Annotated in this window: 14 protein-coding genes and 1 other RNA gene; 1 reads left to right on the top strand and 14 read right to left on the bottom strand. The window is 37.9% G+C overall.

Features of this window, described 5'->3' with window-relative positions; all coding sequences use genetic code 11:
- The first annotated feature begins 49 nt into the window (after positions 1-49).
- Positions 50-448, top strand: a transfer-messenger RNA (tmRNA) gene (ssrA, locus tag HPE56_RS09790).
- Positions 449-657: 209 nt separating this feature from the next.
- Here the strand turns inward: ssrA and HPE56_RS09795 are convergent.
- The 14 genes from HPE56_RS09795 to HPE56_RS09860 all read right to left on the bottom strand — a co-directional run bounded on the left by HPE56_RS09795 (position 658) and on the right by HPE56_RS09860 (position 19376).
- Positions 658-1083, bottom strand: coding sequence for a response regulator (locus HPE56_RS09795; RefSeq protein WP_223170262.1), 426 nt, complete (start codon positions 1081-1083; stop codon positions 658-660).
- Positions 1084-1521: 438 nt separating this feature from the next.
- Positions 1522-2598 carry an alkaline phosphatase family protein gene (locus HPE56_RS09800; RefSeq protein WP_188243599.1) on the bottom strand — a complete coding sequence of 359 codons (1077 nt, stop codon included), beginning with the start codon at positions 2596-2598 and terminating at the stop codon, positions 1522-1524.
- The gene (locus HPE56_RS09805; RefSeq protein WP_223170263.1) at positions 2595-4190 is read right to left on the bottom strand and encodes a fibronectin type III domain-containing protein; all 1596 of its coding nucleotides are present in this window, start codon (positions 4188-4190) and stop codon (positions 2595-2597) included. Before HPE56_RS09805 ends, HPE56_RS09800 begins: the two co-directional genes overlap by 4 nt.
- 468 nt (positions 4191-4658) lie before the next feature.
- Entirely contained in the window at positions 4659-6983 is a 2325-nt protein-coding gene (locus HPE56_RS09810) for a GumC family protein (RefSeq protein WP_188243601.1), read from the bottom strand.
- Between the two features lie 105 nt (positions 6984-7088).
- Complete coding sequence (locus HPE56_RS09815) at positions 7089-7865, bottom strand: glycosyltransferase family 2 protein (protein WP_188243602.1); 777 nt, start codon at positions 7863-7865, stop codon at positions 7089-7091.
- Complete coding sequence (locus HPE56_RS09820; protein ID WP_188243603.1) at positions 7865-9148, bottom strand: phenylacetate--CoA ligase family protein; 1284 nt, start codon at positions 9146-9148, stop codon at positions 7865-7867. Before HPE56_RS09820 ends, HPE56_RS09815 begins: the two co-directional genes overlap by 1 nt.
- Positions 9149-9289: 141 nt before the next feature.
- Complete coding sequence (locus HPE56_RS09825) at positions 9290-10942, bottom strand: glucosamine inositolphosphorylceramide transferase family protein (RefSeq protein WP_188243604.1); 1653 nt, start codon at positions 10940-10942, stop codon at positions 9290-9292.
- 66 nt (positions 10943-11008) lie between these two features.
- The gene (locus HPE56_RS09830) at positions 11009-12223 is read right to left on the bottom strand and encodes a phenylacetate--CoA ligase family protein (RefSeq protein ID WP_223170264.1); all 1215 of its coding nucleotides are present in this window, start codon (positions 12221-12223) and stop codon (positions 11009-11011) included.
- 138 nt (positions 12224-12361) lie between these two features.
- Positions 12362-13408, bottom strand: a complete 1047-nt coding sequence (locus HPE56_RS09835) for a glycosyltransferase family 4 protein (protein WP_223170265.1) — start codon at positions 13406-13408, stop codon at positions 12362-12364.
- A gap of 102 nt (positions 13409-13510) precedes the next feature.
- On the bottom strand, positions 13511-14614 hold the full coding sequence (locus tag HPE56_RS09840; RefSeq protein ID WP_188243607.1) for a glycosyltransferase: 1104 nt from the start codon (positions 14612-14614) through the stop codon (positions 13511-13513).
- Positions 14611-15975: a hypothetical protein gene (locus tag HPE56_RS09845; RefSeq protein WP_188243608.1), complete on the bottom strand. Its 1365-nt coding sequence runs from the start codon at positions 15973-15975 to the stop codon at positions 14611-14613. The genes HPE56_RS09840 and HPE56_RS09845 overlap by 4 nt, the downstream gene beginning before the upstream one ends.
- Before the next feature lie 15 nt (positions 15976-15990).
- Positions 15991-17073, bottom strand: a complete 1083-nt coding sequence (locus tag HPE56_RS09850) for a glycosyltransferase family 4 protein (RefSeq protein WP_188243609.1) — start codon at positions 17071-17073, stop codon at positions 15991-15993.
- A complete protein-coding gene (locus HPE56_RS09855; RefSeq protein WP_188243610.1) occupies positions 17070-18608 on the bottom strand; it encodes a lipopolysaccharide biosynthesis protein in 1539 nt (512 codons plus the stop codon). Before HPE56_RS09855 ends, HPE56_RS09850 begins: the two co-directional genes overlap by 4 nt.
- Positions 18609-18833: 225 nt before the next feature.
- Positions 18834-19376, bottom strand: a complete 543-nt coding sequence (locus HPE56_RS09860; RefSeq protein WP_188243611.1) for a serine O-acetyltransferase — start codon at positions 19374-19376, stop codon at positions 18834-18836.
- Between the last annotated feature and the right edge of the window lie 25 nt (positions 19377-19401).

A 19401-nucleotide genomic window follows, 5' to 3' on the forward strand; every position in this document is an offset into this window, starting at 1 on the left:
TCAGGATTCAATTCGATAACGGCTCGCTTTGCGAGCCTATCTCATTGAAGGGGCCGACTGGTTTTGACAGCGAGACCAATGGCAATGTAAGCATGTCGAGCGCTGGGATACAGCTCGTAAATCTCATTTTCCACACTTTTAATTGGCGAAAATAATTACGCTCTTGCCGCTTAATCTGAATTATAGTAGGATAAGCCTCGTCCCTACTAGGTAGGGAAGCGAGATGTTCCTGAATAGCCTCTGTCGACGGCGATTCAATCCGGAGCACCATAAATGTCGATATAAGGGTAGTATTCGCTTTGGTACTACCACCAAAATCTTAAGAAGCTAAGTATGTATTAGGCTGTTTCCGGTCAGGTACATATCGAAAACCAATTGGAAACTAAACATGTAGAAAGCTTTGTAATTGCTTGTTTGGACGAGGGTTCGACTCCCTCCGGCTCCACCTTCGCCCACCATAGCTCAGTGCAACTGAGCTATGGTGGGCTTTTTATTTTAAATAATAATTTTCTAGGAGCGAGAAACAGCGGGCTACGGTGTATATGGATCTACTCTAAAAACCACCTTATGGGTGGTTTTTTTATTACCAAATATCCCCAAAAATAGCGAAGGGACAACCCGACAACTTGGTTTAGAACATAAATAAGTGGAAGTACATTATTTGTCGTGGGGTTGAACTGCGTCCTCCTGTTCTATGGTCTTGAACAGATCACTAAGAACGGCATCTGACAAGGGTTTCACGATAAAATCCTTTACAATAGTATAGGTATGGGCCTTTTCAATATCCCGTTGATCTATCGAAGAGCTTACAATATATAACCTAGGGATATTTTCGAGGGGTAGTTTCACAAATTCATCCAAGAATTCCCATCCATCCATAACCGGCATATTCAAATCCAGGAAAATAACATCAGGTAATTGCTCGCCCTTATTGATCATTGAGGTAAGATCCTCCAAAGCCTCCTGTCCGTTCTCATGTACAATGACCGTGGTGCAAAAACTGCAGTTGTGGTTCAATAAAACTTTTGTTCCATAAACAAAAATGGGATCATCATCAATAATGCAAACTGTTTCAATCTTCATAACCTTCAAAAGTGTAAAAAGGCACATTCAAATCAGCTGTGAACTAATTTTAGGATATGATGAAGGCCGATGATATCCAACCTACAATATCGATATAATTATTACGAACGATTTGGCAGTTCCTATTGTGGTAAGTCTATAATTTTAAATTGTAGTATTTTTCTTATTTATTTCGCTTTTTGGCAAATGTAACATAAAATTAAATACAAGTGTTGATTTTTTTGCGCTAACCCCCTAAATTCCAACAACAAAGCCCTTATTTTGCACTAAATCCAACAACCGAGCACCCTACATCCCTCTATAGAAACACAAAACGCTACCTTTTATGGGTAGCGTTTTGGTCTGCTGTTGCTTGTTATAGTATCCAATACGGATTCAAATTGATGTGAGGGCCATTGTAGTCCTGAATCAAGTGATTCATTCTTTCCATGGACAAGCCTATTTTATTTCCAATACTTTTCCGGGCATATCCCCTGTAGGCACCTTCAAATCCAATGTTTTTAAAATGGTTGGGGCAATCTGATTGCTATACAACTGTTCTTCCTTGGCAACCTCCCCTGTATCGGAAACACCTTTCCCGAAAAGTATCATCCAAACACTACCAGACCCGGCTATTTCATCCCCATGGCTTTTCCATGTTTTCAAAGGCATGGTGCCACGACCATGATCCGTGGTTACAATAAACAGGGTTTGGTCTTTATAAAAAGGATCCTGCTGGGTAAACTCCCATAGCTTTTTTATAAACCCATCCGTGGTATGGGCTGAATTCAAGTAGGCTTCATAATCCCCATCGTGGGCAAAATCATCGGTCTCCCCATAGGCTATATACAAGAGTTCGGGATGGTTTTTCTTCATTTCCTCCAAGGCATAATGATGGGTAAAGGCATCCAAGCGAACAGAATTCCATGGACTCGGAACATTGGGTTGCAATTCATTCAGGAATTGTTCCCGCTCGGAAAGATTGTTCCCTTTGGCCAATTCAAATCCAGCATTTACGGGTACCCCCGACCGTTCTTCATTGATAATGAACGGAAAGACATCCCAACTCCCAAAAGCAGCAACCTTTCCCTTATACCGCCCATCGTTATTCGCAATTTCCAAAAAGGTGGTATTGGGATTATTGACTTTTTTATTGCTGGTTATACGGATATCGTCCGCCTTACCGGTTAAAATTTCATTGTACCCTGGAAAGGAAAACCACATTTGATTGGTCAGATCCACGGTACTGCCCAGGGCCCTATTGCCATGTATCTGTCCTTGATCAACGATTTGGGTCCATACAAAAGGCAAAAGGGCCTCCCTGCGCTGTTCGGCGGTTTCCCTCCAAAATTTATCCTTTAATGCCGTGGTATCATGTACATAGGTTTTATTGGTGATCAATAAGGGATCGGCTCCCGTAAAAAGTTCCTGCCAACGAAAACCATCCAAGGTAATCAGCACTACTTTGGTATTGTCCTTTTGGGCATATACACCCAATTGTAGGAATAAAAAGGCGATCATTACTATATTTCTCATTTCATACTGGTTTTAAAAGTTGCTGTTTGCGACCATTGGCTCCAATTCAAATGCTGATCACGGTATCTCACCCGCCAAAAATAGGTGGCATTGGGCTTCAATCGGTTGGTAGGCTCATCGGTTAGGTCATCCCCTTTTTGTCTATCTTCCAAATAATACCAGTTTTCCGATTGTTTCCAGCTATCGAAAACCAAAGTAGTGAAATCAGCGGTTGTGGACACTTGCCAATGTGAGGCCGCATGATAGGCATCGGCAAACGTACTGGTAAAGGGTCCCGCTTTCAACAAGGCGCCGGTAATGGGAACTTCCGAGTCAATGGGAGCAATTACCGCTGGAGTTTCCGGTAGATGATCTTTCGCATAGATGGTGATCTCATCGGTCTGTTCATTTTGTCGAAAAACATTTTCGTTACCCCGGCTTATTCTTTTTAGGGTGAATTTTGGATGTTCCTTGCTGCCATCGACCTCAACCATTACAAAACCGTATTCATCCTGTGTCACTGTAAACTCATCATAGTCCCTACCTTCAAATTCACCCCAATTATCGATAGCGCCTCCGGCTGAAGCCACATTGACCCATAAATGTTTATGGTCTTTGGACTGACCGCGGGAGTACCCATGGGTATGCCCGAAAAAGTGAATACTGGGCTTCCCTGTCGATGTGGTGAAATTCTCCAACATCTTAACCACCTTCCCTGTGGATTCCTCTTCCCCGGGAATCCATAATTCCGATTTATGGGGATGGTGCAGTTGGGCAAATACAAAATCGATATCTTCATTCTGGGCTGTTTCCTCCAGCACTTTTTCAAGCCATTCATATTGCAGTCCTATATCGCGATACCCATCATTCGAATTCAATCCGATGATACGTGTATTGCCATAATCCTTATACCACCAATGTTCTGCATAGGCCGGCGTTCCGTTCTTTGGAAGGCTGAAATACTTAAAATAATAGGTGGAATTGCGTTCGTGATTTCCCAAAACCGGATAGACCGGTACTTCCGCGAATAATTTTTGGGCCGGACCGAAAAATTCATCCTGCCATTGTTCATAGGTAGAGCCCCGATCGACCAAATCGCCAGGTATCATCACCAATGCGAGGTTATCAGGCACCGATTTGCCGTATTCCTTATGCAAATAGGGAATGATTCCCTCATTGACGATCTCGCTGAACTTATCGGGATTCTGTTGATCTCTTTGCATATCGCTCATGGCCAACATATTGAAGGATTTGTGGTCACTGGCAAAGGGCGGTGTCTTAAACTGAAAAATATCGGAGACCCATTTTCCCGTCCTTACCCTGTAATAGTATTCGGTAAAACGTTTTAAGCCGGTAATCTTGACCTCATGGAGGCGGTTATCGGTAAAATTCACATCGAATGAAATACCCGATTGCTTTTTACCCAACTTGGGTGATGCACCCCATTCCACGATACTTTCCTCCCCTTCCGAAGTCTCCCACATAATAGTCATCCTATCGGGGCCCGCATCCTGGAGATACGGTTGTACCACAAATCCCACGTCGTTGCCCTGTGCCGAGCAAAGTACGCCGGTAATCAAACATAAAAAACTCAAAATACCTCGTGCTCCCATAATTTTCATTTAATTAACCCCATGGGCCAAAATCGGACCCAATCATAATCCATTATTACCGGACGGGACCTAAAGGCCCGACCGACAATTGTTTATTTCCCTAAAGTATAAAAATCCTCATTCCAACCAACATAGAATACAACGAATCTTATCATTTCCTATCCCCAACTGTCTTTCTATGTTTGCTGCCGTATTCGTTGTATTACAATTAAACCGGAATTTGGTTACATCCATTTTAAAGAAGAAATAGCTCCCGGCGAATCCTCCCAAAAGATTACCACAATTCGGGCGCTTTGTCTAACAAAGGTCAACATCGGTAGTCGATACCAAAAAGAAGGGAATGAAACGGAAATAGACCTAGGGAATAGACTTAAAAACGGTAGTAAAAAAAGAAGCCTTCCCCAAAAAAGGGAAGGCTCCATCAAAATTGTATCCAAGACTGTTGGCCGCATTGGATAGGATTTCCATTTATTTTTTGGCCCCATAGCCATAGCCATAGCCATAATTGTAATTCTTGGAGTTCCCCAAGCCCACATTGTTGAGCACAAAGGCCATATGATGCAGTTTCTTGGTGGCGTCCAGGTTTTTCGCAAATTCGATAACCCGCTTGTCGGTAAAACCGGCCCGTACTACAAAGAGGGTCAGATCGGCATATTCGGATATCAACAAGGTATCGGTCACCAATAAGGTCGGGGCCGTATCGACGATGATATAATCGAAATCGGCTTTTGCCTTGGCGATAAAATCGCCAAACCCATCGCCGGACAATAATTCGGCCGCATTCGGGGGAATGGCGCCACTGAAACACACCTTGTGGTAGTCCCCATTCATGCTGCCATCACGAATTATAGCTGACCAATCCATGGTCGGATCACTTAGGTAATCGGAAAGCCCTATACTTTTCTTACTGTCGAAATGGTCGTTCAAGGCAGGGTTTCGCAAATCGGCCCCAATAAGCAATACCCTTTTCTTCATACTGGCATAGGCCAAGGAAAGGTTATAGGCGACCAAGGTCTTGCCTTCGCCTTTGACCCCGGAGGTAACGAAAACCACCTGTGCCTGTCCTTTGTCGTTCTTGGGCAACATATAGTTTACATTCGTACAACCAATACGGAATGATTCGGCCAAGATCGAACGATCGTTCGGCCCATCAAAACCCTTTTTCCCTTTTATGAAAGGTACCTCGGCAATGATCGGAATATCCGCTTTCAATCTTTCGATATCGGAACGATCATGTACTTTGGTATCGAGGGTAAAACGGATATATAGCAAGGCGAAGGGTATGAACATCCCAGCCAAAAGGGATACCGCATAGACTATCGTCTTCTTTGGTGATATAGGTATGTCATTCGTAAGCGCGTAGTCCACCACCTTAACCGTAGGGGCCGTAACGGCATAGCTGATGGCGGCTTCCTCCCGTTTTTGCAAGAGCAATAAAAAGAGGTTTTCCTTAATGCTCTGTTGGCGTTCTATGGAGCGTAGCATTTTTTCCTTTTCCGGTAATCTAGAAAATACGGAGCCTGCCCTGTTTTCTTCACGTTTCAGTTGTTGGAGCGAATTTTTTAATTGGGTACCGTAGATATTTACGGATTTTATGATGTTGACTTTGGCACGTTCCAATTGGCCATTCAAATTCTGAAGCGTAGGGTGGTCACTCCCCATGCTCGGCAATAATTTCTCTCTTTCAAGGGACATTTCGTTATAGCCAACCACCAAATTGTTTAGACTGGAGTTCTCAATTCCAATATTGGCAGGCAACAAGCCGAAATTACTTTGATTAACGACCGTTTCTTTAAGGATTTGTGAAATGGATATCTGGTTTTCCAGCTGTATTACCTGTTCCTCGGTCTCTGATTTCCGTTGTAGGCTCATTCCTGCATCTGCCTCAATATAGGAGAGGCTGTTGGAGCGCTTAAAAACCTCCTTTCCCCCTTCAATGGAATCCAGTTCCTGCCCTAGGTAAAGGAAGCGTTCATCTATAAAGTTCAGGGTACGTTGGCTCACTAGTTGGCGATCCAAGACCCCGTCTTGGTTAAATTTTTCGATTAGGGTATTAATGATGGCCTCGTTAAGATCCATACTTTCACTTTCTAAGGTAAGGGACAAAATTTCACTGTTCTTACTCGTGGTCTCTACCTTAATATCCTTTACCAATTGAAGTACCGTACTTTTCAGAGGGTTTAATACCGCTTTATAGGTAATGCCCTCGTAAAAGACAGGGTCAATTCCTGGCACCATTTGGATGTCGAAGGGGAGGCCTTCCACCGATTGCCCTGGTTCGTTAATATTTGACGTATATGTCTTTTTATCGGCGTCTGTAATGCGAATCCCTTTTTCGCTTAATTTAATGATATATGGCTTTGCCCGCCCTAAACTATCCGCATCTATATGTTTTGTAATCTGAAAAGGTGGGGCCCAAATTCGACTGGTTTTTATATTGCCCACCTCATAGAATGAAATGTCAAGTTGTAATTCATTGACCACTTGCGATAAAATACGATAGGATTTTAGAATTTCAATTTCATTTTCCAGATTGATTTTGGAGCCTCCCCCTAAAAGTGACATGGCCTCTGAGGCAATATCCACTTCTTGGGATTCGTCTATGATCTTTATTTTGGCTGTGGATTGATAAATGATCGGGGCATATCGCATATAGACCACCCCCAACCCGATGCCAATGATAATTGCCAAAATAAACCAAGGCCAATATCGCAGGTATTTTAACAGGATATCCTTTATGGCGAAGGTATCATCGGTATCCTCAAAATCCAGATTAAAAGGAGTTTCTTTCATCTTTAATATTCAAATATAATTATGCTTAAAATAATTTAATTACAAATGTACATATTTACCTACTTCCAATATTATCCATTACGGGTCATAAGCACCATAAACAACTTATTTCTCAACTATCCGAGTATTTACATAGTACTTTTTAAATCCATTTAAGGACCATAGATATAATAAGTAAAATGAGCGGACAAAACTTAGTTTTTCTACGTCCCGATACACTTTCCAAACATAGGGGATTAGTTTTAGTTTATTTCTGGATATAGAATCCTTCCGCATTCTGTAAATTACCATAGGCTCTATAATGCCGTAAGCATATTCAACTTCCTTTAAAACCGATAGAAAGAAACACCAATCTTGTCGTTTCTTCAAATCGGGCATGTAGTGTTTCCCTATCCGACGTATATCAATAAACGTACTGGAACATAATATAGGACAAGATTTCAAAACATCCTTATAAGTGACTTTTTGAGGAACTATAAAATCACTGATCAAAGAATTTAAACCCTCATCTCTTCTTTCATAGGAAGAAAAGACAAATTCATAGTTATTGACCAAACAAGTATTCAATGATGTTGCCAAAAAATTGGGAAACCAAAGATCGTCACTGTCTAAAAAAGTGATAAAGGTACCCTTTGCAACCGAAATGCCTTTGTTCCTCGCAATACCAGCACCGGATTTCTCAAGATTTTTTATCAACTTAAAGCGCCTGTCTTTTTTCGCCAATTTTTCAATAATAGCTACCGACCCATCTTCGGAACAATCATCGATCAAAATCATTTCCCAATGGGAATAGGTTTGCTTTAAGACCGTTTCAATTGTTGCTTCAATAAATTGAGCCGAGTTGTGCACTGGGGTGATGATACTTATTAAATGCCTCTCCATTATCCTATAGTAGTTATAAAATCGTTTAATTTTTCTTCCATATTGTGAAGGTTTTTACCATAAAAAATGTTAAAATCGATTTCATCTTTAAAATACTTTTTCAACTCCTTTTCCAATATACCTTCGGAGTTTTCCTCATTTTGCTCAATATAAAGATCAACCACACCTTTCATGTGTTGCCTTGCTTGATAATTTAAAATAATGCCATGTTCGATGGATAAGTTTTTTATAACATTGTAAATCATCCTTCCTGGGAATTCCTGGGATTTTCCAATTATTTTAACCCCTACCCGCCCTTTAATATTTAAAATAACAGGGTGTGCCCTGCCACAGGAACATTTAAAATCCTTATCCGCCAACTCTATCATATCTCCCAACCGATATCTAATAATTGGAAAAGATTTAGACAACAGATTTGTTACCAAGATTTCACCATCCTCTTCCTCTACAATAACGTTTTCCATAGCAATATGCATATTCCCTTCTGGACATTCAAAGGCTATGACACCTGATTCTGCGGACCCATACTCGCTAAGGATTTTTAATCCAAATGCTTTTGTCACTTCTTCCTGATAAGCGTCAAAAATCATTTCGGAGGTCCCTTTAATCATTTTAAGTTTATGATCAATTTTCAATCCCGATCTGTTCACCAGTTTGGCCACTTCATAGATCATTGAGGAATACCCGTGCAAGTACCCTGCGCCTTTAAGATTCTTGGCAAAATATTCTATTTCCTTGGTATTATAAGAAAATATTCTAAATCTGTTTTGCAAACGATCCAACCATTTGATTCTTAGGGCTTGTTTTGGATCTATATTGTAACCCCAAAGATATCCATTCTTATCTGCGGGATGTACCCCGTACCAACTATAGCCCCTAAACATGGCTGCCCGATTACTAGAATCCCATTCTTCATTCTTCAAGAATTCCAAGGATTCACCAGTAGTACCGGAAGTCAAGGCCGGGAATACTTTTTTAAAGGGGTAATCAGAGTGTATTGAACTGTTATATCTTATCAAGGCAGTCTTGGAAATCGTTGGCAATAGCTTCATTTGTTCCAAGTCCTTAAATTCCGAGGGCTTAAAGTTAAGGTCATCAAAGGTGGTCTTGTAAAAAGACGAATACTTATAAGCAAACTCCAAGAACTCCTTGCACTTTTTAGTTTGATAAGCAATCAACCTTTTATGGGACCAACTATCGGATTTCTTCAAAAACGAAAGATAATCATATAAGGATGGATTCCTTAAACGTACACCATATTTAAAAAGTAACTTATGCATCATAGTATTTTAGTCCTTTTCACATGCCTATCCTTTTTGTATTTGGCTAAGCTTAATTCTATATTCGTATTTATGGATTTTTATTTGATTTTATTGCCTCATTAAAAACCGTATGTAATATGACAGGTAGTTCTTCTTGAGATTTTATTTTTTAAAAGCAGCATCAAAAACAAATCGATCTTCAATTTGATGCAAATGATGTATGGATATTATTCCTGCATGAAAATCGGGTTCAACGATGCTACTGATTTCCTCTTTATAGGAGTTGATCGTTAATTCCTTGATCTTATTAATATTCAAGGCCCTACCATAAATACCATCTACATTTCTTTGGGAAGGCCTATAAATTTCATCACCATAACTAAAAACCGCCCCACCATTCCTACCTGTTCTAGAATCTATAATAACCGGATTCTGTGCATGTGGGATTAATCTTTTGAGTTTTATAGAATCAACCTTATAAATAAACAACTCACTGTTTAGCGGCAAATTCTTAATTTCCTTTTTATTGACGAACAACCATTTTTGCCCCTCATTATCAGTGTAAAAGGATGGATCTGCCACCATCTCCCCCTCAAAGGCCGTTGTATATAGTTCCCATTTGTCTGGAAATCTAATGCATTTGTAAATCTCCAGCCTTTTGTTGTCCATAGTTTCCGGCATCAAATATATTTGCCCCTCTTCCTCAAAAACAAATGGGTAGGACAAATGATAGTCCAAATCAAGAATATCAATAATATGGGTCAATTGGTCTTCCTCAAGAATACCACAAGAAAGTTTTCCCTTTTTTGTTTTATAGCAAAAGGTTTCAAAAAACACATAACATTGATTGCCGTAGCGGAATAGAAAGGGATCTGCCCAAAATTCATCTTTTGGGGGTATTGTAGGCGTTAATTTAGAGAGTTTAGTGTTTAAAAAATTTCCTTGGCCCAAGAACAAGCTCCACCTTTGATAATTTGCCCCGAACAACGTGGTATTCATTGATTTATATAGCTTTATGGTAAGTGCCTTGTAAAACCTGATACAGTACTTCAAAACTTCATTGATTTTTGGCCGAGTAGGAATTGAATTGGAGTTACTCCGTTCAGTGCTGTCTAGATTTATGCCTTTACTTAGTAACCTTAAATTTTTAAGTAACAAAGAAACCGACCCCTCTAAAACAAGATCTCTTGTTTTTACCAACGACCAATGTAGACTAAAATAGGCCCTATCGATCACAGAATACTGGTTGTTGCCTAATCCTATCTGTTGCAAGGCCACTTCAATGGCCGGTTCTTTATATAGTAATTCAAAAAAGCCAATATAATTATAGTGATGTACAGAATTTTTAGAATGTAAAAGTGACCATACACCCAGTTGTGCCAAGGTGGCTGTTTCGGCTCCAATGTTTTGATGGCCCAGCTGTAACAGTAAATCCAAATCGTATGCTTTAATTTTTTTCAAATCCTCAGGCACAAAAGCATTTATCCCCTTTTCATCTTCGTCTTGTAACTTTATAGTAGCGCAAGTATTTAAAAAATCATATATGTTCTTTTTATTTATGGTATTGATTTTCTTAAAAAAGAACTTTCTTTCAACTGCCAATTGCTTTTTAAAAATCCATTCCCCCAAACCCCATTTTGGTACAGTTCGGTGCTTAAATCGTGCTTCTCCATTTTTTTTATTACTCCTAGGAAATCCAGCATCCAAAATTATTAGAGATAACTCAATTTCAGGATCCTTTCTTATCCCTTCTATTATCCGAAGCTCCCAATTCCCAAGGCTTTCAAGTTCATTTATAGATACACCTATTCTCATGTTTTTTTTCAAAATTTTTGTGCTTTCCAAGGGTATGTGATCCAGGCCCTCAAAACCAAACCAGTGTTAATTCTTTAAAGTGGTGATAAAGTTTTTGAGTTTACCATCCATTTTATGTATGTTTTGGCCATATCTTATGGTAAATTCAATATCATCTTTGAAATAATTCCTAAGTTCCTTTTCAAGAATAGGTCCATTGCCAAGTTCTTCTTGTTCAATATCCATATCCACAAGTCCTTTAAAGTTTTGTCTCAATTGATAATTCAATAATATCCCATGTTTCGTCGTTATACCTTTAAAGAAAATATTCAATAGAACACTCGGATATTCATGTACTTTACCTATTATTTTCTCTCCAAGACGGCCCTGGACGTCCAGGATAACAGCATGTGCCCTACCACAGGGACATTTATAGTTTGGATCTGCCATTTTTATACTGTCGCCCAGTCTATAACGGATAATGGGAAACGATTTTGACAATAAATTAGTGACCAAGATTTGACCATCTTCTTCTTCAACAATAACATTTTCCATGGCTATATGCATATTGCCCTCCGGGCATTCAAATGCTATTGCCCCTGACTCTGCTGATCCATACTCCTCGATTATTTTAAGTCCAAACGCCTTCTTAACTTCTTCCTGATAACTATCATAAACTTTTTCTGAGGTCCCCTTTATCATCTTTAAATCATAATCATCTTTTAACCCTGATTTATTGACCAGTTTGGCCACCTCATAAATTACTGAAGAATACCCGTGTAGGTATTTGGCCCCTTTAAGATTACGGGCAAATTTTTCAATTTCCGATTGAGTATAGGAGAAAAGTCTAAACCTATTTTGAAGCTTATCCAAAATCTTGATTTTCCTTGCTTCTTTTTGGCTAATGTTATACCCCCAGAGGTAGCCGTTTCTATCCCATGGATTAACACCGTACCAAGAGTACCCCCTAAATATTGCAGCCCTTGTCCCAGAATCCCATTCTTCATTTTTCCAAAACTTCAATAACTGTCCTGAAGTTCCTGAAGTACTCGATATGAACAACTTTTTAAATTGATAATTAGTTTGGATTTCGTCATTGTACTTTATAAGGTTCTCTTTTGTAAATGGCGGCAATTGCTTTAATTGCTCCAAGTGTTTAAATTCTGAGGGCTTAAACCCATTTCTATCAAAAAATCCTTTAAAATAGGGAGAGTACTTATAAACAAATTCCAAGAACTCCTTGCATCTTTTGGTTTGATAATCCAATAACTCCTTCTCGGACCAACCATCTGATTTCTTCATAAAATCCAGATAACCCATTAAGGAGGGATTTCGCTTTTTTACGCCAAAATTAAAAATAAGCTTCCTTAGCATCTCATCATATTTAAATAATCAATATACTATATTATCAATGTTAGCTAATGCCAACTTCATTTAGCCTTATGACAGCAACTTTTCCCATTGACCGCGAACATGATTCCAATCATACTCCTCTGCTTTTAATCTACCCTGTTGGGACAGGCCATGGGCCAGTTTTTCATCTGTGATCAGTTCCTGGATTTTATCAGCAAGACCCGTGGCATCATTGGATGCCACATACAGCACCTCCTTATGATCGGTTACCAAATAGGGAACCCCCCCTACATTGGTTGTAATTACGCACATCCCAAGTGCCATACCCTCTAACATACTTACTGGAGTATTGTCAATTATTGGGTTGCTTACCATAATATCAAAATCTTTGGATTCTTCGATCCAAACCGATTTTTCTTGCTTGGGCAAAATTGTAACACAGTCTTGAAGATTATGCTCAGAAACATAAGTTACGACCTCATTATAGTGCTCCTCATCAGTATTCCCCAATAGTCGTAGTTCAACAGGAATCCCCCTCTTTTTGAGAATATGAATCGCCTTTACGGTCATTAGAGCGTTATACACCTTTTTAAAGCCTCGTAAAGCCAATATTTTTGGGCGAACTTTAGCGCGTTCCAAATACGGATATTGTTCCAATTGAATAATATTGGGTATCAATTGCACCGTATACCCCTTAGTTTCAAAAAAAGTTTTTAGGTAATGTGAAGGAGCTACAATATGCAAAGCTCCATTAAATAAATACTTCATCGCCTTCTTTCCCTGACTGAAAACCGCTGGCAAATTCCCCCCGTGAAGTACCAGTATGTAGTTTTTCTTAAAAATCCGGGACAACAAACCAATCATCTCGGCGTAGATAAGTGCCTTGGTAGAATACACATCAATGACTATATGATCGGCAGCACGTACATTTGTCAAAAACCCCATTAACATATCGAACAATCGAAATAGTTTATTTACCTTATCGGAATATGTGCGTATATGCACAATTTTTGACAATAAAGGTTCTAAAGTTTCCAAGGTAGATTTTGCACTTTGGAATTTCGACGTCTTATTTCCGAAATAAACCACTTTTTTCATCCTTACTCTGGTGTTATTGATATGGTTGATGGCCATTATTAGTTTGTTATCACACTTTGATTCTTGAAACATTCAACATTAAAAAAACACAAATTTTCCTCTTAACACTTTGTCTTACATAAAAACAAATGTTTGAATTCAACCCGACTTCACTTTTTTATCCCCAAGCAATGTTAAATAATTTTCAATCAATACTTCGCTATTAAATAATTTATCAGCCAATATTCTATTGGTATCACCCATTTTATTAAGTTGTTCCTTTTCCGCTGCCAGTAACTTTTTTAGGGCATTAGAAATTGAAACGATGTCCTCTGGATTGCAGAAAAAACCATTTTCATCTTCCTTTAGTAATATTGGTATATCCGAAACCGTACTACAAATGACTGGTTTATTTAAGATCATCGCTTCACAGATTATGTTGGGAAAACCCTCATAATGACTGAATAGGCCTACCACATCCGATTCCTTAATTTTAACATTCACGTCCTTGATTGGCTCATGAAAGGCAAAAACATCAACCAATCCATAACGATCTATTTTTTTCAATGCCTCCAGGTCATGATCTTTTATATCTCGCTCTCCATACCAGTTTATCCGCAATCGCTTTCTTTCGTTTTCCCCCAACATATTAACGGCCTCTACCAAACCATTCAGGTTTTTCAACTTCCTTTGATTGGCCAGAATAACCATTTTGAGTTTGTCTTTAAAGAAGTTTGATTTATTGATATTTGCAGTATCATTGATCCTTAGCATATTGTAAATCACCTTACACTTCCTATTTGGCATTAAAGGGTTTATGCGCCTTACCATCTCCAAATTGGTCTGCGAATTGGCCACCACATAATCTGCGAATAAATGCACCCAGCGATAAAACCTCCGCTTAAAGGAAGAAAGAATATTCGGATCGGCACTTCTTTCGCCAACGACCAACTTCCATTTTCTATATGGGAATCCGGAGACCGTTGCAATAAAGCAGGGAGCCTCAAGAAAGGCCAACACAGCATCATATTGGCCACCCCTTATGAACTTTCTCATCTTTAAAAGTCTTTTTAAATAATTGGGTTCCACTAAGAAGGTCGTCGGAATATCATTTTCCAGTAATTCGGACGTATAGAAATTTTCATTATGATAAGCCAAAAAAGAAACCTCATGACCATTCCTTTTAAACCCAATGGCTAAATTTATAAGCTGTCGTTGTGCCCCTCCGGGACATAAACTATTAATTACACAGAGGATTTTCATGAACTATATTTTATAAAAAAATAAATTACCGATAAGGCTGAATAAAGGGCTATGGACGAATAAGAATAATACATTCTCTTCCTTTTCGGTAACATGTGCCTAATGTTCAGGTAAAGAATAAAGATCAACGGATAAATACAGAGAATCCTACGGGTATTCATTTCCGATGAATTTCCCAATAGAAAAACCAAGGCGATTACCAACATCACTATATTTTCTTTGGACAAATGTTTTCTAACCTTCTTATTGGTAAAAGCAAAAGTCATGAACAAAAACAGACACGACCAGAAAATGGCCCCACAGCATTCTATCAAGGAAATAATATATTCAAAGCTTGTTTCCGAAACCAAAAATTTCCCCCAGGCAGGAAAAGGCATTATTTGAGAAAAAAAAGTGACAGCAAGTTGCTTTAGACCTACGGGCAACTCATATAGCATTGCGCCTAATCCACCCCCTAAGTTCTCCTCGGTATAGCTGGAATAACTTTCAAAAGATTTTAAGGTAGCTTCAATTGAAGTGACCAAGAAGTTTAGAATCATCCCAAACACCGCAACACCTACAAAAATAAAACTTGTCAAAAGGAATTTATAATTTCGATGTTTTTTGCCCCTGAAATAAAAATAATATACGGGCATGAAAAAGCTAAACAACCCCATCTCCAACCTAAACTCCAAAGTGACAATTATGAGGGGAATAAATAACAAGAGCCTTTTTATGGTAAACCGGGTGTGCATCATATAAATGCCTATGGCATACAACAAGGCTATATGAACATCCCTTAAGATCCACGGGGCATAAAAAAACAAAGGTGAAAAAAAGGCAAATAGCAGTGCAAATTTTAATGCCTCGGACCGGTAGGTGTGAAATCGAATGGTTTTGTATAGAAACAAATTTAAAATCATAGCCATAAAACCAACATGCAAGGATTGCAGAAGAATACTATTGCCATCAAAATATTTATTGGCAACAAAGCCAATGAGGCCAAAAATAAAATATGCCCCTTCATTTTCCTCATGAATTCGCAGGATAAAACAGTCCTGAAAAATTTGGGATAAACCAGTGCCTTTACCTAAGGTTTCACCCACTTCAAAAAAGAGTGTTTGATCTGGAAATAAAAAAAAATCATTGATGGCGTTATAATCCAAATAAGACACCAAGGAAAACAACACATAAGCCACATAGGATGAAAAGAATATTTTCAACAAGTTCAACCTATCCCTTCTGTTGCCTTTGGTTAGCCAAAAACTGATTCCCGTACCAAGCGTAACAAAATATAGCAAGGATGTGGCAATGGAGGTACTGCCCGTTAGAACGATGACCCCAGCCGACACTAAAACCGCTAATAATATTAATATCACCATCAAAGGATTGTATTATTACTTCTTTATTACTTCTTTAAAAATTTCCCGCCATTGTCTTACTATGTTATCTGGAAGAAATTTTTTTACATGTTTTAAAGCTTTGGCAGAAAGTTCCAATCTCAATTGTTCATCATTTATTAGTCTAATTATGGCATTTTCTAACTCTTTTAGGTTTTGGTTTTCCACCAAAAGACCACTTTCATCGTTAACAATAATCTCCCGTGGCCCTGATATACAATCAAAACTAATACAACCACAGCCTTGCGACATTGCTTCAATGAGTACCATGGGCAAACCTTCAAATCTGGACGATAATACAAAAATCGATGTTTCTCTCAATACCCTATCAATATTTGGCTGAAACCCAATAAAATTAATCCGAGTCTCAACATTATTTTTTACACATAATTCAAAGAGATAATCAAAGTTGTTTTGGCTACCCTTACCTGCTATTTCCAGAGTCCATTCTGGATAGTTTGCAGCTATTTTCCCCCAGACACGAATTAAGTTATCAAAGCCTTTATGTTTCCATCGATCTAGACTTCCTACAGCAAGAATATTTTTTTTGCGCGATGTTTGTCCATTATAAATTGGAAAGGAAAGAGGATTATGAATTACAACCTTAGAAGGTAACTTGGTTCCAAGAAAATCATAATCGTGATGTGTAAGTATAATTAGCTTTCTTGCTAATCTACTAATCCAAAACCGCATAATATATTCTGAAAAAGTATGACGTCTATGAAGCGTATTATGTTCCGATGCTATGACGGGAATTTTCATACCTAGTGTTGCTATAAGCACAAAAGAGTTCATTTCGTACATAAAAGAAATTATGATATCCGGATGCACCTCTTTGGATATCTTTTGTATTCTTTTAAGTATTTTAATTCTATTTTGAAGAGGGGTTGGGCTGCCTTCTTCTGAAGGGTATAGGTCATGTAAATTTATACAAGATTCTAATTTATAAGCAAACGGAATTTTAGTATCGGTAGCCAAATGTATTTCATCATTGGAAGTCGCTAATTGATTGCACAACGTCGCCATTACACGCTCCGCACCACCACCATTTAAAGATGAAATAAAAAACAATAACCTCATCTCTTTTTAATTTTTAACTTAAATTTTTCCATACTCTTCATTGCCTTATTTCTTTCTGATTTATTTAAGCCAATACCCCAAAATAAAAAAACTATAAAAATAACAATAATCAATATAGAGATGATCGTGGTACTTAAAGAGTTTGATAACGTTAATAAATAATATACTAGAGGAATGGTAGAAAGAACCACCAAAACACAAGGCAATATAACGTTGGTAAAATAGCTCTTGATATCGAAATTCGCAACTTTATTGGCTAATAGTAAAAGGCAAATTAAATTTATAATTTCCACAACAATCATAACATTAAAGACTACAGAGAACTCCAATCCAAGTTTAAGTAAAAAATAGGAAAGCGGTAAATTCAAGAGCAGAATTCCACTATCGATTAATTGATATTTTTTAATCTTTCCCGTAGCCTTGAATAGGGTGTCCAAAGGACCATGAAACACGCGTATTAATACAAAAACTAGAATAAGACGAACAAAGATAAGGGTGTGTTCTGGAATAATTTCAAGCCATAACTTTAAAATTATATCCGCATAAACTAAAACCGGTAAAGTAATGGCAAACAAAAGGAAAAAGGAAATTTTGGAACTAAAAAAGATTAAATCCATGACAGGTTTATACTTTTTTTCGGCGTATTGTTTAATTATTTGGGGATTGATCGCCATCATCATGGTACTAGTGACTTGCGTACTTACATTTCTAACTTGATAAGCAACTGCGCGAGCTGCATTAATAGGAGTACCTCCAAAAATATTAAGTAATATATTGGTTCCCTCATTCGTTAATACAAAGGCAGAATTTCCGAGAAAATTCCATCCAGCAAAACTTCCCATTTCCTTGAACAACTTGGGATCCCAAAACAATTTAAATTTACATTCCCTAAAATTCCTTTTACAGTACCAAGAACTCAAAAATCTAATAATCAGTGACACCAATAGTACTAAGAAGCTATATAATACTAGTGGATTATTGACGACGCTATATGATAACACTAAAATAACCCCAATCTTTAGAAGAACATCGAGGATAGATAAATAAGCATAAACATCCATTTTTTCATTCGCAATTATAACAGCGTCAAAAGGAATGGTCAAAAGGGTAACCAACGAAGTCAATATAGAAAATTGATAAACCAAATTGGCAGAAGATAATCTTTCCGGATTAATCACTAATTTATTATTGACAAACCAGAGACCTACTGTTTCCGCGAGAATTAAAAGCAACAGTGCTAAAATCAAGTGAATTATAATACTTTTATTAAAAATTCTGTTTAGGCCTTCTTCATTTTTTCTGCCCATCTCAAAATTGAGAAACCGTTGCGTCGCCGAAGCAAAGCTACCTCTTAATGAAGTGAACATGGCCACAACCCCTCCCACAATGTTATATATTCCAAAGTCTTCTACCCCTAATTCCTTAAGCAGAATACGCGTCATAAAAAAAGCAACACCCATCATTAAAAGCATCCGGACGTATAACATCACGGTGTTTTTGGCTATTCTTTTATTGTTTGAATGGTTATTGTCCATAAATTCACTTCCCTATTCCAAATTTTAAAATTCAGGCTGCCGATTCAGTGGAATCTTCACTTACTCCTAATTTTACCAAAAAATATTGTTCCTGACCTGTAAATTGAATATAGTATGTGCTTTTCTTAATTTGATATTTTCTCTACCATTTACAGGAACAAGAAGCGTGCAATATCTTTAGAATTTTCTCGATTCAGTTATTATTCCTATAAATTACCATAAGCCTTATTGTTTTCGAATATGATTTATATATCCTTCTGTAGGATTGTCCCTGGCTAATATTTTAGCAGGATTTCCTATAACAAGTGAATTATCAGGCACACTTTTATTAACAAATGTATTGGGAGCGATTAAAACATTATTCCCAATGTTAATATGCCCTACTATAACAGAACCTGTGCCTATCCAAACATAATTACCAATTGTCGGGTAACCTTTTAATTTACCTCTATTCGCTTTTCCAATTGTTGTGCCATGAGCTATATTACAATTCTTTCCGATTTCAGCTTTTCCGTTAATAACAATTGTGCCAAAATGACCAATATAAAATCCTTCTCCAATTTTTGTATTCACAGGTATTTGGAATCCATATTTGTGGCTATATCTTTGAACGAGTAATCTGTAAAATATCCCGAAAGGCGATTTCTTTCTGTATTTAGAAGCCTTCCGTAAAAAGTACATGTATTTAAACCCCGGCACTCTTAACCCCTTTAAAACAGAGGTTTGACTGTCATATCTATACAAATCTGCTTTTATAATATTCTTCATTTACGCAAATAAGCCAATTTTCACT

The organism is Maribacter aquimaris, assembly GCF_014596745.1.
GTDB classification, from domain to species: Bacteria; Bacteroidota; Bacteroidia; order Flavobacteriales; family Flavobacteriaceae; genus Maribacter_A; species Maribacter_A aquimaris.